19 protein-coding genes and 1 pseudogene are annotated in these 22,618 nt (G+C 42.5%); 10 read left to right on the plus strand and 10 right to left on the minus strand.

Translation table 11 applies throughout. The features are described from left to right. Positions 1-1,038, minus strand: coding sequence for a glycosyltransferase (locus tag ACZ1GZ_RS12270; RefSeq protein WP_472665163.1), 1,038 nt, complete (start codon positions 1,036-1,038; stop codon positions 1-3). 279 nt (positions 1,039-1,317) lie between these two features. Between ACZ1GZ_RS12270 and gmd the strand changes: the two genes are divergently transcribed. The 4 genes from gmd (at position 1,318) to ACZ1GZ_RS12290 (ending at position 7,021) form a co-directional block, all read left to right on the plus strand. Next, on the plus strand, positions 1,318-2,352 hold the full coding sequence (gene gmd / locus ACZ1GZ_RS12275) for a GDP-mannose 4,6-dehydratase (RefSeq protein WP_472665164.1): 1,035 nt from the start codon (positions 1,318-1,320) through the stop codon (positions 2,350-2,352). 19 nt (positions 2,353-2,371) lie between these two features. Beyond that, positions 2,372-3,220 carry an NAD-dependent epimerase/dehydratase family protein gene (locus tag ACZ1GZ_RS12280; protein ID WP_472665165.1) on the plus strand — a complete coding sequence of 283 codons (849 nt, stop codon included), beginning with the start codon at positions 2,372-2,374 and terminating at the stop codon, positions 3,218-3,220. A 93-nt stretch (positions 3,221-3,313) separates the two neighbouring features. Beyond that, positions 3,314-5,563, plus strand: a complete 2,250-nt coding sequence (locus ACZ1GZ_RS12285; protein ID WP_472665166.1) for an AGE family epimerase/isomerase — start codon at positions 3,314-3,316, stop codon at positions 5,561-5,563. Between the two features lie 30 nt (positions 5,564-5,593). Then, complete coding sequence (locus ACZ1GZ_RS12290; RefSeq protein ID WP_472665167.1) at positions 5,594-7,021, plus strand: phosphomannomutase; 1,428 nt, start codon at positions 5,594-5,596, stop codon at positions 7,019-7,021. A 13-nt stretch (positions 7,022-7,034) separates the two neighbouring features. Here ACZ1GZ_RS12290 and ACZ1GZ_RS12295 read toward each other — a convergent pair. From ACZ1GZ_RS12295 to ACZ1GZ_RS12305, 3 genes and pseudogenes are all read right to left on the minus strand, one after another. Next, positions 7,035-8,150, minus strand: a pseudogene (locus tag ACZ1GZ_RS12295) (glycosyltransferase family 4 protein); the annotation flags it as partial. Positions 8,151-8,177: 27 nt separating this feature from the next. Beyond that, the gene (locus ACZ1GZ_RS12300) at positions 8,178-9,287 is read right to left on the minus strand and encodes a glycosyltransferase (RefSeq protein WP_472665168.1); all 1,110 of its coding nucleotides are present in this window, start codon (positions 9,285-9,287) and stop codon (positions 8,178-8,180) included. 156 nt (positions 9,288-9,443) lie between these two features. Beyond that, the gene (locus tag ACZ1GZ_RS12305) at positions 9,444-11,117 is read right to left on the minus strand and encodes a methyl-accepting chemotaxis protein (RefSeq protein ID WP_472668298.1); all 1,674 of its coding nucleotides are present in this window, start codon (positions 11,115-11,117) and stop codon (positions 9,444-9,446) included. Between the two features lie 580 nt (positions 11,118-11,697). Between ACZ1GZ_RS12305 and ACZ1GZ_RS12310 the strand changes: the two genes are divergently transcribed. Then, on the plus strand, positions 11,698-12,669 hold the full coding sequence (locus ACZ1GZ_RS12310; protein ID WP_472665169.1) for a fatty acid desaturase: 972 nt from the start codon (positions 11,698-11,700) through the stop codon (positions 12,667-12,669). Positions 12,670-12,684: 15 nt separating this feature from the next. Beyond that, positions 12,685-13,002 carry a non-heme iron oxygenase ferredoxin subunit gene (locus tag ACZ1GZ_RS12315; RefSeq protein WP_472665170.1) on the plus strand — a complete coding sequence of 106 codons (318 nt, stop codon included), beginning with the start codon at positions 12,685-12,687 and terminating at the stop codon, positions 13,000-13,002. Here the strand turns inward: ACZ1GZ_RS12315 and ACZ1GZ_RS12320 are convergent. From ACZ1GZ_RS12320 to ACZ1GZ_RS12335, 4 genes are all read right to left on the minus strand, one after another. Continuing rightward, entirely contained in the window at positions 12,999-13,877 is an 879-nt protein-coding gene (locus ACZ1GZ_RS12320; RefSeq protein ID WP_472665171.1) for an amino acid ABC transporter permease, read from the minus strand. The genes ACZ1GZ_RS12315 and ACZ1GZ_RS12320 overlap by 4 nt on opposite strands. Positions 13,878-13,952: 75 nt before the next feature. Continuing rightward, on the minus strand, positions 13,953-14,786 hold the full coding sequence (locus tag ACZ1GZ_RS12325) for a transporter substrate-binding domain-containing protein (RefSeq protein WP_472665172.1): 834 nt from the start codon (positions 14,784-14,786) through the stop codon (positions 13,953-13,955). Between the two features lie 33 nt (positions 14,787-14,819). Continuing rightward, entirely contained in the window at positions 14,820-15,614 is a 795-nt protein-coding gene (locus ACZ1GZ_RS12330; RefSeq protein ID WP_472665174.1) for an amino acid ABC transporter permease, read from the minus strand. Between the two features lie 4 nt (positions 15,615-15,618). Next, entirely contained in the window at positions 15,619-16,365 is a 747-nt protein-coding gene (locus tag ACZ1GZ_RS12335; protein WP_472665175.1) for an amino acid ABC transporter ATP-binding protein, read from the minus strand. A 288-nt stretch (positions 16,366-16,653) separates the two neighbouring features. Between ACZ1GZ_RS12335 and ACZ1GZ_RS12340 the strand changes: the two genes are divergently transcribed. Next, the gene (locus ACZ1GZ_RS12340) at positions 16,654-17,823 is read left to right on the plus strand and encodes a UbiH/UbiF family hydroxylase (protein ID WP_472665176.1); all 1,170 of its coding nucleotides are present in this window, start codon (positions 16,654-16,656) and stop codon (positions 17,821-17,823) included. Here the strand turns inward: ACZ1GZ_RS12340 and ACZ1GZ_RS12345 are convergent. Beyond that, positions 17,820-18,782: an AEC family transporter gene (locus tag ACZ1GZ_RS12345; RefSeq protein WP_472665177.1), complete on the minus strand. Its 963-nt coding sequence runs from the start codon at positions 18,780-18,782 to the stop codon at positions 17,820-17,822. The two genes, ACZ1GZ_RS12340 and ACZ1GZ_RS12345, sit on opposite strands and share 4 nt — an antisense overlap. Positions 18,783-18,883: 101 nt before the next feature. Here ACZ1GZ_RS12345 and hspQ point away from each other — a divergent pair, with 101 nt between their 5' ends. Then, a complete protein-coding gene (gene hspQ, locus ACZ1GZ_RS12350; RefSeq protein ID WP_472665178.1) occupies positions 18,884-19,213 on the plus strand; it encodes a heat shock protein HspQ in 330 nt (109 codons plus the stop codon). Between the two features lie 65 nt (positions 19,214-19,278). On the opposite strand, the gene ACZ1GZ_RS12355 is transcribed toward hspQ, so the two are convergent. Beyond that, the gene (locus ACZ1GZ_RS12355) at positions 19,279-19,893 is read right to left on the minus strand and encodes an invasion associated locus B family protein (RefSeq protein WP_472665179.1); all 615 of its coding nucleotides are present in this window, start codon (positions 19,891-19,893) and stop codon (positions 19,279-19,281) included. Positions 19,894-20,108: 215 nt separating this feature from the next. Here ACZ1GZ_RS12355 and ACZ1GZ_RS12360 point away from each other — a divergent pair, with 215 nt between their 5' ends. Next, positions 20,109-21,920, plus strand: coding sequence for an extracellular solute-binding protein (locus ACZ1GZ_RS12360; protein WP_472668299.1), 1,812 nt, complete (start codon positions 20,109-20,111; stop codon positions 21,918-21,920). A gap of 25 nt (positions 21,921-21,945) precedes the next feature. Next, entirely contained in the window at positions 21,946-22,614 is a 669-nt protein-coding gene (locus tag ACZ1GZ_RS12365) for a DsbA family oxidoreductase (RefSeq protein ID WP_472665180.1), read from the plus strand. Positions 22,615-22,618 lie beyond the last annotated feature (4 nt).

Here is a 22,618-nt window from a genome sequence, read left to right on the forward strand (position 1 = left end):
TCAAATCCTATTTAATAATATACCCAGACCTAACCCTAAAGTTCCAAACAGGGTTTGTTGATATATTCCTGACTTTTTAAAAAGAAATAACCGTTTTAATAAAGTTGAATTACGCGCGCACACAAAATCATCCAGGCGTTGTTGATTTTCAGTTGTAAACAAATGCTTTATCTTCACTAGCGCTTCAAGATTTATACTGTTTTGAGCTCGTACCTTCCCATCAAACATTCTTTGTAACCGCAACAACCGCGCATTCCAGCCATTATCCAGCCCAACCACATTGGTTGAATGTTGTCGGTAACGCATGCATGGCGCTTTGTCAAAATAAACAAGACCGCCAGCCCCAGATACAATTTGATAACACCACCAGTCATGAGAAACAGGTTTTGCATCATTGGATGCTATTACGATTAAATCGCGAGCTGCTCTATTCATCACCATTGTACATCCACAACCTATGCTTTGTACTAAAGCGTTGGGAAAATCCACAGGTTTTAAAAAGTCTGGCGACGAACCAAGTTCATTTGACCCATTTTCATCTGTGATTATCGTCCTTGCACAATAAAGAACGGGAGTATCTTTTGGATATTGGTTTATTATCCTCAAAGCATTTGAAATTTTATCTGAAAACCAAATGTCATCTTGATCACTAAAGGCATAAAACTCATACGCATCATCAATACTGCCCAATGCACTTAGAAAGTTTTTGGCAAAACCCCGGTTTTCTATCTGGTTGCCAAAATAAATACGTTTTTCATCTGATGAGCTTAAATCTAGATTATCCTTATTCAATGCCTCACTCGAACAATCATCTGAAATGAATATGTCTAAGTTTGAATGGGATTGATCCAATATTGAGCGGAGTTGTTCATCAATGTATTCATTGCCATTGTAGTACCCCAAAATGACTGCTGTGCTATCGTTTCCTTGCGCTGTTTTGTTATCATCTGGCAAATTTGACCACTGTATTAATCGATCGGTTGTTACTTCATTTGCAACCAATTTAGATGGGTTATTATTGTAGGTTTCAGACGGCATAATTGCTTCATTATAGTACAAGGCTAAAATTGAAGTACCGTTACAGCAGAACGCATCATTTTAAAAGGGTCAATCGTAGAACCTTGGGTATGGAAATCAAGGTTTGAGTTATTAAGCGGTGATTGCCGTTCTAAATTGACTTTTCATAATAATTGAGGGGCGAAATACATCGTTAGGCTGTCTTAAAATTTGTATAGTAAAAAATAAGACTCGACCCAAACTCAATATGAGCATATTTATCCGCCCTAGTTTAACGAAGCAAAAAGTTTACGTACACAGATGAAAACAGCTATTATTACGGGTATCACCGGTCAAGATGGAGCCTATCTTTCAGAATTGTTGCTCGATAAAGGATATAAGGTATTTGGAACATACCGCCGCGCAGCTTCTACAAATTTCTGGCGTATGGACGAATTAGGTATTTTAGATCACCCAAATCTACAACTTGTAGAATATGATTTAACGGACCTTTCTTCAACGATTCGCCTGATCGAAAAGGCCCAACCTGATGAATTTTATAACTTGGCTGCGCAAAGCTTTGTCGGCGTGTCGTTTGATCAACCCATCACAACCGCTGAGATCACAGGTGTTGGCGTTGTAAATATTTTGGAAGCTATTCGGATAATTAACCCAAAGATCCGCTTTTACCAGGCTTCGACATCGGAAATGTTTGGTAAAGTTCAGGAAATACCTCAGCGTGAATCCACCCCGTTTTATCCAAGAAGCCCTTACGGCGTTGCAAAGCTATACGCGCATTGGATGACGATTAATTATCGAGAATCCTATAATATTTTTGGTACGAGTGGTATTTTGTTTAATCACGAATCTCCTCTTCGAGGACAAGAATTCGTAACGCGTAAAATTACCAATTCTGTTGCAAGGATAAAACTTGGTAAACAAGAGCTCCTAGAACTTGGCAACATGGACGCAAAACGAGATTGGGGTTTTGCAAAAGACTATGTTGATGGAATGCATCGCATGCTCCAGGTTGACGAACCTGATACCTTCGTTCTCGCTACAAACAGAACAGAGACCGTTCGAGATTTCGTAAATTTATCTTGCGCTGCTGTTGGCATCGATTTGGAGTGGAATGGCTCCGCTGAAAATGAAGTTGGTGTGGATACAAACTCTGGTAAAACCATTGTTAAAGTCAATCCGCAATTCTACCGACCTGCAGAAGTCGAATTGTTAATTGGTGATCCTGCCAAGGCGAAGGAAAAGCTTGGATGGGAACCCAAAACGTCTCTTGAAGATCTTTGTAAAATGATGGTGGATGCTGATTTAAGGCGCAACCAAAATGGTTATTCATTCTAAAATTTGAAGGCGAGATTGAATGCGCATATTGGTCACCGGAGGGTTTGGGTTTACGGGCAAGTATTTACTGGCGCGTCTGCTCGAACTTGGTCATGACGCGCGCCCATCGACTAGCAAACTGGATAGTTTGCAAGAATTAGATCAAGAAATCGCAGATTTTGATCCACAGGCGGTCATCCACCTCGCAGGAATATCGAATGCACGCCATTCTGTTGTTGAGGATTTTTACAAAGTAAACCTCATTGGTAGCCGTAATCTTCTTGAATCGATCGCAAAAAATTGTTCGAATATTTCCTGTGTTGTTCTTGCCAGTACTGCCCATGTTTATGCGAGTGAAGACGGCGGTGTGCTTGCAGAAAATTCTCTGATTAAACCTGGTAATGATTATGCGGTGAGCAAATATGCAATGGAACTCATGGCTGGTTTATGGGCAAATAAGCTTCCAATTGTTATCACCAGACCGTTTAATTACACAGGGATAGGCCAGCCCGAGGAATTCGTAATTCCAAAAATCGTGGAACATTTTAAATCTAAAAAATCTCAAATATCTATGGGAACAACCAATCTTTTCCGAGAGTTTGGCGATGTGAGAGATGTGGTCGATGTGTATGAACATATTATTTCGAACCCACCAATTGGTGAAACAATCAATATTTGCAGCAATAACCCTGTTAGATTAGATGATGTTTTAAAATCATGTTCAGAGATAACCGGACATCAACTTAAGGTAGAGGTCAATCCTGCTTTTGTTCGTGAGGGTGAACCGGAAACACTCATTGGCGACAGAACAAAATTATCTAAGTTTTTCCCAGATTTAAAAGCGCGGGAACTACACGAGACGCTCACCTGGATGCTCACATCACAATAGTGATCAAACGATATAATAATCTTAACAAAGTTCTGGTATCAGTTTTGGTCAATGATTTGACGACAAAATTAGCCGCATATAGAGAGGCATGTTATGGACACAAAACAGACACAACAAAGTGTGCTTCCAATTATTTTATGTGGTGGCTCAGGAAGTCGTTTATGGCCCTTATCGCGCAAATCTTCTCCAAAGCAGTTTCATAATCTCGCCAGCGCAAAAACAATGTTATGCAATACGCTTGAACGCGTAAGTGGTGTTGTTCCTGGTTCAATCTACGCCCCTGCCCGCATTATTGGTGCGGCGAATTTTGAAGGTATAATTGCAGAACAAAGCAACGCAAGTCGTGTTGAGGTTGAAAAGTTTATTCTAGAGCCGTGTATGAGAGATACATGTGCCGCGGTTGCAGCAGCGATTTGCGATATTGCGATCAATAATCCAGAGCAAATTGTTTTAATTTTACCGTCTGACCACCATGTGGCGGATGTCGAAGGTTTTAGATCGATTATTAATCGAGCAGCTCACGCTGTTAAAGCAGATGGTGGTATCATGACAATTGGTATCAAACCGAGCCATCCTGAGACGCAATTTGGTTACATCGAGCGTGCCCAAGGGACCGGACCGATTTATGACGTAGAACGTTTTCGCGAAAAGCCCGATCTTGCGGCGGCTAAAGCTTATCTGGATCTTGGAACATTCTTTTGGAACGCTGGTATATTTATGTTCAAAGCCGGTGAAATGGCAGCTGAATTTGAGCGGCAACAAATGGATATATGGACATCTGCTTCACGTGCTGTGAATGAAGGCGAACAGATCGGGAAACAACTTTATCTGGACAAGTCACATTTTAATGCATGTGAAAAGATATCGATCGATTACGGCATCATGGAGCATGCGGCAAAGATTAGAACTATTCAGGCCGCATTTGATTGGAGCGACCTTGGTTCTTGGAGCCAGCTCCATGAAGCTTCACCGCAGACCAATAAAGGCAATGTTATTATCGGCGATGTTGTGACGACCGAAGTTCGCAACAGCTACATACGAGCTGAAGATCGACCCGTAGCAGTAGCTGGTCTTGATGACGTTGTCGTGGTCTCTCAACCCGATGCACTTGTGGTTGTTTCACGAGACAAGAGCTTTTTGGTTAAAGATCTTCACTCAATGATCTCCAAAACACCATGGCCACCTAAGATATTAAATACCTCTGGTAAACAGATTCCATATAAGACAAAAGTTCAAGATTGGATTTTTGAACAAGCGTTACCTTATTGGGCTAAAAACAGTATTGATTACAAACACGGCGGAGTTCACGAAGCCTTAGATTATGCTGGAAAGCCCGTAGACCTTGGACAGAAACGTCTTCGTGTGCTTGCGCGACAGATTTATTGCTACGCAGAAGCCCAAATGCTTGGGTGGGATGGTGACTATCAAAAGGTGCTTGATCACTGTGTGAAAACACTCATTGAAACTGGTTGGCATAAAGATGGCGGCTTCATCCATCTTTATAATCTTGATGGATCTGTGCAGGATGATACGCGTGACGCATATGATCAGTGTTTTGTCCTGCTTGGATTTGCAGCACTATGGAAAGCGCAAAAGAACCCGCTTGCGAAAGAATGGGGTGAAAAAACGCTACAATTCATGGACAAGCAATTCGCTGATAACGTTAATGGCGGGTATTTCGAAACGCCAGGAGGATCAGATATTCGCCGTGCAAATCCTCATATGCATTTCTTTGAAGCAATGTTGGCTTGGTATGATGCAACTGGTGATGAAGAGTATTTAAACCGCGCTAAAAAAATCATCGATCTGTTTAAGACGAAATTCTTTGATCATGAAAATTGGCGGCTTCATGAAATGTTTGATGCAAATTGGGTGCCGTTGGATAACGACATCAATAAGGTCGAGCCAGGGCATCATTACGAATGGGTTTGGTTACTATTAAAATATGTAACACTTAGTGGCGATGATAGCGTTAAAGAATATGCTCGAAAGCTTTATGCAACGGCATTGGCATTTGGACATTATCCAAAAACAGATAGTGTCGCACTTACAATGAGTTACGACGGCAGCGAATTATCGTCGACCGGCCGAATGTGGTGCCAAACGGAAGGGTTAAAAGCAGCGCTTGCACTAAAAGAACACGGCATGACCGTCGATGGTAATCTAGCCTCACGCATGCTTGATCAGATTTACAACAGATATTTAGACACCCCTCAAATGGGTGGTTGGTATGATGCGACCGACAGCGAGGGAAGAGTGGTTTCTACCAATATGCCAACGAGCACATTTTATCATGTCCTTTGTGCATTTGCTGAATATTTAAGAGTTGAAGGCTTAGACTAAGCACGAGTTGAAAGATTGAAGGGTCATATTATGGCGGCAAAATTTGGAACCAGCGGTTTACGTGGTCTTGTGGAAGAAATCACCGATGGCACCTGTGATAAATATGTCCGCGGCTATCTTCAGCACTTGAAAAATAGTGGAAAAGCTAAAGAGGGTTCAAAAATCTATATCGGCTATGATTTGCGAGCTTCAAGCCCTCTTATTTGCGAGCAAACCATCATTGCATCCCTTAAAGAAAACTTTATTCCAGTAAATTGTTCAGATTTGCCGACCCCTGCTCTTGCATATTACGCAATGGGCAATGGCGCAGCTTCCATAATGATAACAGGTTCTCATATTCCCGCTGACCGAAATGGAATTAAATTTTATCGTCCAGATGGTGAAATTGATAAAACAGATGAGCAGGAAATTCAGAAATACGCGCAGCAGATTTCTACAGATGATCTAAAATCAAATATCGATCTTAGCGATGTATCAAATGAGCGCGACGAAGCCGTTCAACAGTTCACCCAACGATATAAATCTTTGTTTTCAAATCAATATTTCAATGGAAAACGCATCGGTATTTATGAACATAGTTCCGTTGCACGTGATATCTTAACAGAACTCTTTGAGGCATTTGGAGCAACGGTTTTCTCACTGGCGCGTTCTGAGACGTTCATCCCAGTAGATACAGAAGCTGTGAGCGATGAAACCGTTGAAAACTTGAAGAGCTGGACAAAACAACATCAACTTGATGCTATTTTGTCAACTGATGGTGACGGTGATAGACCATTATTGTCGGATGAAAATGGAAACTATATCAAGGGTGATATACTTGGCTTGATTGCCAGCAGTTATTTAAGAGCGTCTGTAATCGCAACACCCGTTAGTTCAAACTCTGGCATTTCAAACATAAAAGACACAAAAGTGTATCAAACGCGTGTGGGATCGCCCTATGTTATTGCAGCTATCAATGAAGCAATTTTAAAAGATAGTGGCCTGATTGTTGGATTTGAAGCCAATGGCGGCTTCTTGCTTGCAAGCGATACGGAGATGGGGGCTGGATCGATCACCGCCCTACCCACTCGCGATTGTGTTTTGCCAATGCTAGCAGTTTTATCGATGAGCATTGATCAAAAAATGCCCCTTTCAGAACTTGTTGCAAGTTATAACATGCCAATTACCCATGCAGGCCGCATCCAAGAGTTTCCAACAGAAATTAGCTCGGCATTTGTCGCAGAACTCACCAACTCTGAAGCAAAACGTGATGAGTTCTTTAAGGCGTTTGGATCAGTATCGAAAATCAATATCATTGATGGATTACGCGTACAGCTCGATAACGGCGACATCATCCACCTAAGACCATCTGGTAATGCACCAGAAATGCGTTGTTATGTTGAAGCTGAGGGCATTAGTGCAGCGCAAGCACTTGTTGATAAAACTGTTGCTGCAATTAAAACCTACAACAATATTTAAAATCAGCTTTTCACTGCCTTTTTAAAAACATCATAAAGCGCTTTTGCGGAGCGTTTTGCTTCGAACTTTTGTAATTGAGCACTGGTATTTGCCATTTTTGATTTATAAAGTTCATTATTGGAAATGAGTTCAGATAATCCGTTCGATATCGCTTCAACACTATGCGCATCAACAAGTAAACCTGCATCACCAACGACTTCAATTAGCGAGGAATTGTTTCCAGCAAGTGCCGGCACGCCATATTTCATGGCTTCGGCAATTGGTAATCCAAATCCTTCATATGTCGAAGGCATCGCCAAGATATACGCATTTTTATAAAGGTATTGGAGCGATTGCTCATCAAGATAACCCATGAGATGAACAAAGTCATTTAATCCGTAATTGGAAACAATCTCATCGAGTTTTTTTCGCCCCAGCCCATGCCACCGACAATAACCAAATGACAGGCATTACGCGCCGACGCATCTAATTTTGAATAAGATTCCAAAAGCCGTTTGATGTTTTTGCGGGGCTCTAAGGTTCCGACAAACAAGATATATTTTTGCGATGTGATAATGTCATCTATCTCAGGAATTTGTGCTGGGATTTCTTGTGTTAAATTGATATCAATAGCTGGATAAACCAGGTTCATTTTATCAATTGGAACATTAAGATAGGTATTGAGATCCTTAATAGTAGCCTTTGATGAAACAACCACGCAGTCAGCCGAATTGACTACAGATGGCATTTGGATACGTTCTCTAAGTTTGGAGCCAGCCTTCATCGTTTCACCTGCCATTTTCCAAACCATATCGTGAATTGTCACAACAGTGCTGCAACTTTTCGGACTGATATATGGCAGGCGGTGCGATGGCCCCCATAAAATATCAATATCATCTTTGTAAGCCCAAAATGGCAGAGTAGTTTCACCCCAAATCTGTTGGAATAGACCATTAACCGGTATCTTTAATTCTCGAATATTGGCGTTTTGAAATGGCTTGCGATATTGCGGAAGAATTGGAGCGGGACTATAAAGATGCAGCTCAATATCCGAATTTAACGCAAGTTGTTGGCTCATATCAAAAGTATATCGTCCCACACCGGTGATTGGGCGCGATAAAGATCTGGCATCAATACCAAGTTTGATCATGAGACTTAAACCTAACGAGTTTGTACCCTATTTCAGCATATCCTGATAAACATCATAATATCTTTGCGCCTGCGTTTCAGCGGTAAATATTGTTTCATACCGTTCGACTGCCGCTTTACCATAACGCGCTGCAAGATCATCATCTTTGAAAATTGTTGTCATCGCTTCTGCCAATTCGCTAGAAGATGCAGGCTGAACAACCAGACCAGTTGTTTCGTGTTCATTTATATAACTTGTACCTGAACCTATTTCACACGAAATTAGAGGCTTCCCCATCGCAGCTGCTTCTAGCAGCGAAATACCAAAAGCCTCTGATCTAAGATGAGACGCCATAATAAAACCGCGGCATAACTCAAGAAGTGCAATTTTGTCATCATCAGATACAAAACCTAAGAAATGAACATTTTCGGCACCCAGTTCATTGGCCTGTGCTCTTAGTTCTTCCTCAACACCACCACCACCAGCAATAACCAGCGGAATATTGGTTTGTGCGGCAGCTTCAATTGCGTGTTTCAACCCTTTATAATAACGCAAAGCCCCAACAAAGAGGAAAAACTTCTCTGGCAATTTGGCGTGCCATTTTGAAATCTTGGTCTGGACTGTATCGGTGATCTCAGGTTTGGGTATACCAATTGGGATTGTAACGATTTTATCTTTGTAGGACTGTAATATACTGCTGCTGGCTAAATATTTTGGTGATGTAGCAATCACTTTATCCATTTTGCCAAGAAAGTAATTCATCAAGGGTCTGTATACTCTCAACAAGTTTTTCTGCTTGATAATATCACTCTGATAGGTGATCAAACATGGCCTATTTTTGGGAGATAAAAGATACAGCAAATCTCCAAATGGATTTGGAAAATAGAAGTGAATAATATCAGCTTTTTTTGAAAGCTCGCGGAACTGTTTGAAAGCTGACCAGGAAAACCCGGTAGATGCAACAAAAAATGATTGTTTTGCCAGGACCACATCATACGTGTTTACAGGAACTGTTTTCGTTGTAGGAATATCAGCCAGAGACAAAACCGTATTCTCAACCCCCAATTCATTGGTATGATTGGATAAGTTATCAATGAATACTTCTATACCCCCAACAGTTGTTGGGAAAGATGTTTTGTAAACATGTAGGACACGCATGCATAAGCCTCATCAATAAAGTCGGCTTTTGGTAAACTAGCAAATGAGATATAGCAACTCATCTCCCAGCTAAAATAATAAGTGAGAACAATAAAAAACGCATGGCGGACTAATTATCCAACCATGCGTTCGTTTAAAAAGAAAACTATCTTTTATCTATGCAGCTTTATAATGTTCTACTGTTGTTGAACCAGTGCCGCTTAGCTTAAATTCACGAAGCAGCGCATTAAGCTCCTGAACTTCCTGAGACAAAGTATGGCCTGAAGCTGTGACTTCCTCAGCCATTGCCGCATTTTGTTGTGTGCCTTCGTCAATCGAATTCACCGCACGGTTGATTTCTTTTAGGCCACTTGCTTGCTCTTGTGCAGCGTCGTCGATCTTATGCACGTGTTCGTTCATCTCAGTCACAAACTTAACGATAGACTTTAATGCTTCACCAGTTTCTGCCACCAAGTTTACACCAGACTGCACCTGGCCACCTGAACGTGTGATCAACTCTTTAATTTCTTTCGCAGCTGTCGCAGAACGTTGTGCCAATTCACGCACTTCTTGTGCAACTACGGCAAAGCCTTTACCTGCCTCACCAGCACGCGCCGCCTCTACACCAGCGTTAAGCGCAAGCAAGTTTGTTTGGAAAGCAATATCATCAATGACACCGATAATATCAGCGATCTGATCAGATGAATCTCGAATATCCGACATCGCAGACACAGCTTTTGTTACCACCTCACCTGAGCGTTCTGCTTCATTCTTAGTGGTCTTGACCAATTCACCAGCTTCGCCAGCTAATTGGGCTGTGGAACTCACTGTTGCAGTGATTTCCTCCAGCGCAGCAGCTGTTTGTTCAACGGCAGCAGCCTGTTGTTCAGTGCGTTTTGATAATTCATCTGAAGCACTGCGAATTTCTTGTGATCCACCGTCAATTGCCTGCGCATTATGACCAATGCGAGCTAGTGTTTCATTCAAATTACGCAATGTCTGGTTAAAATCAACACGTAAACTATCGAGTTCTGGAATAAACTTATCATTGATACTCTGATGTAAATTACCGTCAGATAATTCACGCAATGCAGCGCCAATTGTATTGACCGCATGCACGCGTCCTGTAATATCTGTCGCATATTTTACGACTTTAACAACATTACCGCTTACGTCGAAGATCGGGTTATATGAAGCCTGGATCCAAATTTCAGACCCACCTTTGCCAAATCGTTGGAATTCACCTGCAACAAATTCACCTGCAGCGAGTTTCTTCCAAAAATCACTATATTCAGCACTGTTGGCGTATTCTTTATCGACAAACATCCGGTGATGTTGACCTTTAATCTCAGTTAGATCATATCCTACCGCACCACAGAAATTTTCGTTTGCTGTAAGGATAGTCCCATCAACTTCAAATTCGATAACAGCCTGCGCGCGTGAAATAGCGTTGATCTTCCCATCATTCTCAGCTGCTTTAAACTTAGCTGCTGTAATGTCGGACGCAAATTTAACAACTTTTACCGGCTTGCCTGTGCGCCCTAACACAGGATTATATGTCGCCTGAATCCAAATTTCGTTCCCAGACTTGCCAAACCGCTTATATTCACCGGAATCGTGTTTTCCAGCCGCTAGAGATTCCCAAAACTCTTTATAAGCAGGTTTAGCCGCTTCTACCGGATCGACAAAAATTGAATGATGTTTGCCAACAATCTCATCTCGTTCATACCCTACAGCTGAACAAAAGTTATCATTCGCGTCTAAGATATTACCCTGACAATCAAATTCGATAATCGCCAGAGAGTTGTGCAGTGCCCGCAGAATTGAATCAGCACCCGAATTAAAAACCATATTATTTAACAAAATAAGCTCCATAGCCACTTATTCGTGAAACTTGGATGTCTAAATAGCCTGACATTCCCGCAAACATCTTTGACTACCTAGTTGAATTCAGAAAAAAAGATCTAAAATCAGTACATCAGTGATCAAATCTCTAATGCATCATCATGACTTATTGAGATAAATAACGCTCTTTCATTCGAGCATTTTTAAGTAAAAAAACATACTTACTTATGGTTACTAGAATGTACTATTTTGATTAAAATCACGTTAAAAAACAATGCTCAAAATGCCATTATGGGTATTGTTAATTGTATAATAACATGTATTGGTTGTGCAAAAATCGAAATAATCGTTGTATAAATTAAGAAAAACTTGGAAATAAACATTCAAATTTGTAGTATAAATACTGCACTATATTACGGATTGAGACAAATACTAGAAAAATTACAAAAACACAATTTTATGCTTTGCAACTGTATTCATATGATAAAAACATGTGATTCTAGTCAATACGGTGCTTATTTGGATCTAACAATTGGAATTCTGCGTAATTTTTACAAATTAAAGCTATTGGAGTTTGATCGACGAGATGACTACACCGGTCTTAACCCCCATTACCCAAGCGTTAAATGACGGAGCACTCTCACGCAAAGAGCTGAAGAACCTCATGCAACGTTCGGACAAACCAGCGTTCGTACACTTCTTAACCTGGTATCTTGTGCTGTGTGGCACCGGGTCTTTGATATATTTCACTTATGACAATATCTGGCTACTTTTACCCGCAATGTTGTTGCATGGCATCGTCATGGTCCATCACTTCTCCTTGCAGCACGAATGCACCCATTATACGCCTTTTAAAACACGTTGGTTAAATGACGTGTTTGGTAATTATTGCGGATTTGTGATCATGCTGCCACACAGACACTTCAGATATGAGCATTGCGATCATCACACCTATACGCAACTAAAAGGGCATGACCCGGAGATGATTGAACTCCCCGCCTCCATTTGGGGATATCTTTATTACATCTCATCAATCCCATATTGGAAAGCGAAATTCACCGAGCTCTTTCGCCATATATTCGGAAGATTAAATGATGATGAAAAGCGATTTGTTCCAAAAGAAGAATATAAAACGATATTCTGGGAAGCGCGTATTATGGCAATCGCATATTTCGCTATCATCTCGCTTTGCATTTATTACTCATGGTCTGCACCTTTATTCTATTGGCTCATTCCAGTGATACTAGGTGAGCCCGTTATGCGCGCTATTCGGCTAACCGAACATGTTGGACGACCAACTGTTCGCGATATGACGGAAAATACCCGCACCAATCTTGTTTCCAAACCGTGGCAATTCCTCAGTTGGAATATGAATTACCACGCAGAACATCATTATGCGTCTTCTGTGCCCTTTTATGCGCTACCAGAACTTCATAAAAAATTAGACGGTTATATCCATGTAGAAGAGCGTGGTTATCTCGGAGCTCATCTTGATATTATCTCTCAGCTGCTTGGTCGAAAACCGCGGGCTGATCAGGATCAAGGACAAAATAATTAGTTTGGTTATTAAGTAATGGCGCGAGAAAAATTCTGGCAAGACGTGATTGCCATCAAAGATCTAGAAAAGGGTGATGCAACGCCTGTTAGCCATAATGGCCGTGAAATCGCAATTTATGACACCGATGATGGGATATTTGTTTCTATGGCGCGCTGTACCCATGGTGCGGCCAATCTATGCGATGGCTATTTCAACGGTAAACATATTGAATGTCCGCTCCACCAAGGCTTATTTGATGCGCGGACTGGAGAGGCACTTGCAGCCCCTGCCCGGATATCACTTAAAATGATCGAATCTCGCGTGAAAGACCAAATGGTGCAGATTTTTATTTAAGTTACTTTAGAGCGGTTCTCTAGCTTTCTAAACAGATAAGATAATCCAAAGCAGATGATGAAATATAAAGCCGCTGTGGTCAGCCAGGCTTCAAAGATCAAACGCGTGGCCGATGCCAGCTCCTGGGTTCTAAACGTCAATTCTGGAACAGATATGAGCGAAATAATAGCACTGACTTTGATGAGCGATATAAACTCATTGGCAAGCGGTGGTAATACCTTCTTAAAAGCTTGCGGCAATACAATGTAGCGCATTTGATCAAACCAGCTCAAGCCGATCGATAACGCCGCTTCGCGCTGTCCTTTACCAACAGATTGAATGCCAGCACGAATGATTTCGCCCACAAAAGCACTTTCAAATAATGCCAACACAAACGCGCCTGAAATCAGTGCTGGGAACTTGCGCATGTCGCCAAAGAAGAATGACCAATATTCAGCCGTCTCCGAGCGAGCAATCTTACGAGCCCAGCGTTCAATACCAAACGCATCAACCAACTGTTCAGACAGGAAAAAGTAGAAAATGAACAAAATAACCAATGGGGGTACATTCCGCAGCATCTCAAGATAAGTGCGTGCGAGCATGCGTATCGCAAGATTTTTCGCAACGCGCGCCAAGCCTAAAATGGTGCCAAATATAAGTGCCATAATCGATGCGTAAAAACATACACGCAGCGTGGTAAACATACCTTCGAGCAAGAAGTTGGTCACAAAGCGTTGTTCATCTTCATCCCAGCGAATGAGATAGTTTGGTATTGGCGCCCAATTCCAATTGTAATTAAGCGCACCCTCAACACGATAGGTAACAAATAGGATGAAAGCCGCAATGATGGCTAGAAGCACATAATCGCCTGTTTTCAATTTTGATAGAGCCTTCATGATCAAGCTGTCATCCAATTCATTACGAAATTAAAATGCGCGGGATGCAAAATTCCACCCCGCGCAAATGTCCAATTACTCGACCAGATCTTTCCAGTCCTGAGTACCAAACCAATATGCCTCACGCTCAGCGATATAACCTGTATGCGTGTTGATTTTGATCCAGTTGTTCAAAAGGTTGAGCGCATCTGGATCACCCTTACGAACAGCAAACGCTTCAAATGCAGGGTTAAATTCACGACCACCTAGACCGATTTCCAAGATGTCCGGGTATGAAGCAACTTCCAATGCAGGTGTTGGGCGTGAACCCATTGTTGCGTGGGCATTACCGTTCACAACTTCCTGAGTAGATGCACCTTCTTCGTCAAACTGAAGAAGTTTTGCTTTCGGGAACAATTCAGCCATTGTTGTTGCAGGCGTTGTACCACGACGAACAGCAAGCGTTACATCTTCACTGTTGTAGTCTTCAAGTGTGAAGCCTTTTGTCATTTCTTTGTTAGAAATCAATGCAAGACCTGAATAGATCACAGGATCTGAAAAGTTGAGTGTCATGTTACGCGATGTTTTCACGCTCATGCCTGAGATGATGATATCGAACTTACCACCAACCAATGCAGGGATAATTCCATCCCATGCTGTTGGCACAAATTCAACGTCCACGTCCATGTCGGCTGCAAGCTTCTTAGCAAGATCGATTTCAAAACCGATTAACTCACCTTTTTTATCGCGCATAGCCCATGGTTTAAAAGTTGATAGGCCAACGCGCATAACGCCATTATCTTTAATTGTTTCGATAACGCTTTCAGATGTCAGTGCTTGCGTTGCAGTCTGAGCAGTTGCTGGCAGTACCAACGCTGCAGTTGCCAATGCGGCAAATGCTGCGCTTTTTATTTGACTCATAAATGTCATTTGGATTTTCTCCTTGAGGTTTCCAGTCGTGTGTTATTGAGTTTGTGTTGCAAATCGCCTCTCCACACCTGAGACGAAAATGGATAATATAAGCGTGAATATCAGGTATACGGCTGCCACCGTGAACCAGATTTCAAAACTCATATATGTATCGGAAATAATGTTACGTCCCGCAGTCGTTAATTCCAGCACAGCGATAACGCTGACAATGGCCGAATTCCTGATCATCTGAACTGCTTCACCCGTCATAGGTGGAATGATCAGACGAATGGATTGCGGGATGATGATGTAACGATAAGCTTGAGTTTTCGACATGCCAATCGAGCTGGATGCTTCCCACTGCCCTTTTGGCACCGCGTTGATCCCAGCGCGAATGATTTCAGATATCTGAACACCTGAATATAAGCTGAGGCATAATATACTCGCAGCGTAACGATCTAACGCGAACACCCGACCAAAGATATAATAGCAAACGTATAACAGCACGATGATTGGGATGTTACGGATGATCTCTAAAAGCGTGATGGACAGCGCCCGGCCAACAATTAGATCTGATAGTCTTAGAAGCGCCAGCGCCAGGCCAATACCGATTGCGATAACGAAAGAAATTGCGGATAAAATGATTGTTCCAACCATTCCACGCGGAATTTCTTTCCACACAAATACCCCGTCCTCAATTTCATAAATATATTGAGGTACGCGAGACCACTGCCAATTATAACCCATGGTTTGAGAGCCGCTGTAAGCGGCATAGATAATCAAACCTATAATAATCAAATATTGGATTATAGACGCCGGCAAGGACGTGGTAATACGTTTTATCTGCATGGCATCAGTGATCCAGTATTTGATCTAAAAATGCCCTGCAACGTTCGCTATCAGGATTGGTGAAAAACTTTTCAGGCGGTGCAGTTTCAACGATCTCGCCATCTTCCATGAACACCATCGTATCGGCAACCTTGCGTGCAAATCCCATTTCATGGGTTACGCAGACCATTGTGATGCCACTTTCTGCAAGTTCAACCATCACATCCAAAACTTCATTGATCATTTCAGGATCGAGCGCAGAAGTTGGTTCGTCAAAAAGCAGAATTTCCGGTTCCATGCACAATGAGCGTGCAATGGCGACACGTTGTTGCTGACCACCAGATAATTGCGCAGGATACTTATCGGCTTGCTCAGGTATGTGAACACGTTCGAGGTATTTACGGGCTAATTTCTCAGCCTCATCATTACTCATTTTACGAACGCGTTTTGGCCCAATCGTAAGATTTTCTAGTACCGTCAAATGTGGAAAAAGGTTGAACTGTTGAAACACCATTCCAACATTTTGGCGAATCTCGCGAATGTTCTTAGTGTTTTCATCAAGCTGGAAACCATTGACTGTTAGGCGGCCAGAAGAATGTTCTTCTAGCCGGTTCACGCAGCGAATAAGTGTTGATTTGCCGGATCCAGATGGTCCACAGATAACCATTCGCTCACCTGATTTGACAGTCAGGTCAACATCTTTAAGTGCTTGAAATTTATCGTAAAATTTATTTAAGCCTTGGAGTTCAATAACGGCTTGTTTTTGGTTCAACGTCTTTTACCTGTTTTTACAGTGACCGGCATAGTATCAAGATCGCCAGCTGTAATCTTTTATTCGTGTTGACACACATAACGTCTTATCGAGTCCCGTCACGAATTGCGGCCATTGTGCACATAAATTCCAGATAGTTAAGTGATTAATTTGCAGATAAACTTTAAGTGATGGTTCAAAACTTATTCAAAAACCATCAATTGCAGCAGATGCGCCAAAAACACTCATAGGCAGATAGTGACAATGTGTTTAATAATACGGCTCGCAAATCAGACTGGATGTAGTTAGATGAAAAATTTTGAAGTTTTGGTTGTTGGTGGCGGATTGGCTGGCATGTCTACAGCGCTCGCGTGCCACAAAGCCGGCATGAATGTTGGCATCATTGCAAAGAAACCAGTCAAAAACGATGGTCGTACAACTGCATTATTTATGCCGTCAGTCAACTTTTTAGATGAATTAGGTGTTTGGGATAAAATCAAAAATGAAACCTCAGCGCTAATAACAATGCGAATTTTAGACAATACCAGCCGTTTGATCCGCTCGCGGCCAGCATCTTTTCCCTCGTCTGAAATTGGTCTTGATGCGTTTGGTTATAATTTCCCAAACCACCCTCTTCTTGAAGCGCTTTATGCTCAAGTGGAAGAAACTGATATTGAAGTTTTTGACAGTTTTGCCAGCGACTACAGCGAGCGCGACGTTTCAGCCATTGTGACCCTTGAAAGTGGTGAAGAAATTGCTGCACAGCATATTCTAGCTTCAGACGGCCGCAATTCACTCATCCGGGAGAAGGTGAACATCTCCGCCAAAACCTGGGGTTATAAACAAAAAGCAATTGTTTTAACTTTTGCGCATAAATTTTCGCACCAGAATATATCAACGGAATTTCACACAGAAAAAGGTCCGTTTACGCAAGTGCCACTGCCGGGCAAACGCTCTAGTTTGGTTTGGGCAATCAAGGATGATGAGGAAGAGTATTTCTTAAACTTACCAAAATCAGAGCTCAATATGCTCGTCGAACAAGGTCTGCACTCAACCCTTGGTCCCGTTGAAATTGATTCAGAATTACAGTGCTTTCCATTATCCAGCTTGATCGCAACACGATTTGGCAAGGGGCATGTCATGCTGATTGGCGAAGCAGCACATGCATTCCCACCCATCGGCGCGCAAGGGCTTAATCTTGGTCTTCGTGATGTTATGACGGCCATTGAATGTGTAACCGCACACCGAAATGCACCCGTTCAAGCTGCAGAAGCTTATGATCGCAAACGCCGCGCGGATATCCACACCAGAACATTTGGCATTGATATGTTTAATCGCACGTTGCTGACTTCATTTTTGCCAGTACAGCTCATTCGCTCAGGCGCGATCTCAGCAATTAGCTCTATCGCACCGTTAAGACAGTTTGTGATGCGACAAGGTGCATTACCTGGCGTTAAGAAAGAAAAGCAATCTGCTTAAGGGAACATATCATACGGCAATGTGCCAGTTCTAAAGAGCCATAACCAGGTCGATGTCGTCACCACCGAAAAGACCGTGCTGATTAAGATGCATGCGGATGCACGTTCTACCCAATAACCATATTGCTGGCCAATGACGAACACATTGGTTGCTGTTGGTAATGAAGCGAGCAATACGGCAACCTGCACCCAGATCGGATCAAAATTTCCAAGCCAGCTGAGTGATAGATACATCAAAGCTGGAAACACAAGCAGTTTGATTGGGACAATATAGCTGATCTCGATCGGAATGCGGTTTAACGGACGCAAAGCGAGCGTTACACCCATCGCAAACAGTGCGCAAGGCGCAGCAGCTTGGGCGAGGATATTGATCGTATTATCGGCAGCATCTGGCAGATCAACTGAGAAAATCGCTGCCATCACACCAAAGAATGTTGCGATAATAAACGGATGAAACGCGATATTTTTAACAACTTTAAGAACGAGCGCACTGACATTTGTTTTCTCTTTGCCGGTTAGCGCCATCATCAAGGGCGCCATTGTGAAGTGCAAAATGTTTTCAACACAAAAGATGAGCGCAACAGGCACCGCAGCCGCTTCACCAAAAGCAAGCAGCGCCATCCCCGGCCCCATATACCCAATATTGCCGTAAGCGCCTGCAAGTCCCTGAATGGTTGAGTGGCCAATATTGTTGCGACGGATGAAATATCCAATCGCAAACACAAGCGCAAATATGATGAAGGCGACATAGGTGGTTGTGGCTAAAAAATCAGCGCGTTTGAACTCTTCAACCGGCGTTGTGGATAAGAGCTTATAAAACAGGGCCGGCAGAGAAACATAAATGATAAAAACATTAAGCCAACCCATAGCCCCATCTGGCTGGTGGGTGAATTTGGCAACAACATAACCCAGCAAAATCAGCCCGAAAAATGGCAGAACTAACGTGATTATCTCAAGCATGTATAAGTTAGCTTTCCAAAAAGTATTCGAAGAATCATTGCTCTTTTCAAAGCTGATTATTAATTGATATACTGGAAATATAAGAGTTCAAAGGAATATCGATGCAAAGTAGATCTGCGAAATTTGGATTAGGCGAAATTGTAAAACACCGGATCTATGATTTCCAAGGTGTTATCTATGATGTTGATCCGGTATTTGCCAATACCGATGAATGGCTTGCTTCTATTCCTGAAGATGTACGCCCTGATAAGAACCAACCTTTTTATCACCTTCTCGCAGAAAACAGCGAAATTGAGTATATCGCCTATGTTTCTGAGCAAAACCTTTTGTTAGTTGAGGATGCTAAGCCATTACGCCATCCTCAGATCAATGAGCACTTTGTTGGTTTTCACGAAGGCGTCTACCTGCCATATGACAGTGTTTCTCACTAAAACATTTGCATAAAAAAAGCCGATACAATCGCTTGTATCGGCTTCTTCGTAATATGAGTTAAAAACTACTCTTTAGCAGCGTCTTGTGCGGCTTGTAGTTTTGCACGTGATTCTTCAAGCTTCTTACGAATTTCATCTTCGCGCGCTTTAGCTTTTTCTTCGCGTTCTGCTCGGCTAATTGCCTCACCGTCAAATGCTTGGGTAAAACCGGTTAGTGAGATGCGAATTGGATTAGCAGCACGCTGCGCATTTACTGATGTAAATACAGCTTCACCGCCAGCTTTGAACGAACCGACGATTGCATCTGTCAGCTGAACCTGAGCGATACATTTATCTGGCAAGCAGATTGCGTATGGAATTTTAGTTTGCTTTCCACCATCAACCTGCAATGAAATTCCAGGCTGAATAAAACGTGCTGTTGGTACAGTTACCTGCAACAAACGCTGGTTTACTTTACCTGACACCTGAACAAGACCAACAGCTGTGACCAGCTGACCAGATGGTGCAGTGACAATGTTTTGGACAATACAAACATCATTATCAGCTTGCTTGTTACACTCTTTAAACCAACCAGCGATTGCCTGAGGCGCGGTTTGTGCATTGGCTGCTAGTGGTGCAAGCGCAAAACCTGCACCAAGTACTGCGACTGCAGTGATATTTGTAAAAATTGATTTCAACATTACTGTTCGGACCTTATCGGATTAATTTGTATTTCGCCTAACTGCCGACCAAATAAGGCAGCAACAAGGCTTTGTGCCCTCCATCTAACCCGACAATCCAATAATTTCCAGAAGTTATTTGAATATTTTAATCAATTTCCATTTTTGACACATGCCTTTATTCGGTACATGCTGCTTCAACGCGAGAATCAACAGTTTTACGGGAGAAAACAGTGATGAAGTTTGCTTCAGCTCTTTTGGTCGCAACATTTGTATTGGGCTCGACAATAGCCAATGCCGAACCGCTTCATGGAATTTCCATGCACGGCAAGCCTGCCCTACCAGCAGATTACACTCATTTTCCCTATGCAAACCCTGATGCACCCAAAGGCGGTAAAATTGCCTATGGCGTTGTTGGTACGTTTGATAGTTTGAACCCATTTATCTTGAAAAGCATGCGGACCCGCGCGCGCGGCATTATCGATCCCGAATATGGCAATCTTTACTATGACACGCTTATGCAGCGCTCTCGCGATGAAGCTTTTACCATGTATGGACTTTTGGCTGAAACAGTCGAATGGGATGAAGAGCGGACATATTTACAATTCAACATCAATCCAAATGCCCGTTGGCATGATGGTAAACCCGTCACCGCTGATGATGTGATATTCACATTTGAAGTCCTGCGCGATTACGGACGCCCACCATATAATCGACGCTTAAACCGCGTTGAAAAAATGGAAAAGATTTCAGATCTCAGCGTTAAATTTACGTTCAATGAAAAATCAAACCGTGAATTCCCGCTTATTCTCGGATTAACGCCAATTTTGCCTAAGCATGACACTGATCCAGAAGGTTTTGATACGTCCACAATGGATATCCCTGTAGGTTCCGGGCCTTATAAGATCAAAGAAGTTCGCCCCGGGGAAAGCATCACCTATGAGCGTGATCCAAACTATTGGGCAAAGGACATTCCATCGAAAGTCGGCTTTGATAATTATGATGAAATTCGCGTTGAATATTTCTTATCTCAAACAGCTCAATTCGAGGCGTTTAAAAAAGGCCTGTTTGATGTCTATCCTGAAGGAAACCCGTCTAACTGGGCAAGGTCTTACGATTTTGCGGCAGTGAACGACGGTGACATCATTAAAGAATCTTTCCAAAAACAACGCCCTTCCGGGATGTTTGGCTTTGTCTTCAATACGCGCCGCGAAATCTTTAAAGATATCCGCGTTCGCAAAGCCTTATCTCTGATGTTTGATTTTGAATGGATCAACAAAAACCTTTATAATGACGTATACACGCGAACGAATAGCTTTTGGCAAGGGTCAACGTTATCAAGCTATCAAGTACCTGCAAATGACATCGAGAAGGAGCTTTTAGCACCCTTCCCGGATGCTGTGAGCGAAGACATCATGAATGGCAGCTATGCATTGCCAGTCACCGACGGTTCTGGTCGCGATCGTAAATTACTACGTGAAGCATTAGGACTATTTAAAGAAGCAGGATATGAGATCAAGGATGGTAAACTTGTCGATACAAGCGGTAAGCAGCTATCATTTGAAGTTCTGCCGCAAAACGAAGATCAAGAGAAACTAGCACTTGCCTATCAGCGTTTTGTCAAAGCACTTGGTGTTGAGATGACATTGCGGACAGTTGATGATGCGCAATATCAGCAGCGTTCGCAAACATATGATTTTGATATGATTATCAAGGCATTTTCGTCTTCGTTCTCCCCAGGTGCTGAGCAGATCTGGCGTTGGAGTTCACGCGCTGTTGAACCCGAAGGCACATTCAACTTCGCGGGCGTGGCAAATCCAGCCATTGATGCGATGATTGATGCGCTTGTTAACGCACGCACCACAGAGGATTTCCAAGCCGCAGTTCGAGCCTATGATAGAACATTACTATCCGGCCATTATGTCATTCCAGCTTATCATTTAGATCAAACTTGGATTGCCCGTCGAAATTACATTAAATTTCCGGAAGGCAAGCAACCCATTTATGGCTACCAACTTCCTGTTTGGTGGGATTCACGGGCTGAATAAACCAATTTAATATAAGGAAACGACAATGGACGCTTCGGCTCAGAAACCGCAGGTCACGATTGATATTGTCTCAGATGTCATGTGTCCCTGGTGCTATATTGGCAAGAAACGCTTGGAAAATGCGCTTTCAGAGGTGGGTGAAAATGTTGATGTCAAAGTCCAATGGATGCCCTATCAGCTGGATGCTACTTTGCCAAAACTCGGCAAGGATAGAAAACAGTATTTTATCGACAAATTCGGTTCGCTCGATGCCTATGCGCAAGTTTATGCACCCATCAGAGAAGCGGGCGCTGCTGAAGGTATTCCGTTTAAATTAGATGACATCAAAGTCTCACCAAACACGATGGATGCGCACAGGCTCATTCATTGGGCGGGACAGGATTATGGTCTTGAAGTCCAGCATGAACTTGTTTCGGTCCTCATGCGCTTTTACTTCGAAGAAGGTAAGAATATTGGTGACAACGAGGCTTTATTAGAAGCTGCAAAACTTGCAGATATGGGTGTTGACTATATACGCGAGCGTTTGGAAACAGATGAAGATAAAGATGTGATCACTGGGCAAATAAACGCGATGCAATCAGCTGGTGTTTCTGGCGTGCCATTCTTTATCGTCAATAAGAAATACGCCCTTCAAGGTGCGCAACCCAAAGAGCATATTGTTCAAGTTATTCAAGATATTGCAAGCAAGTCTTAATGTA

This window comes from Lentilitoribacter sp. JB5-8 (genome assembly GCF_055693385.1).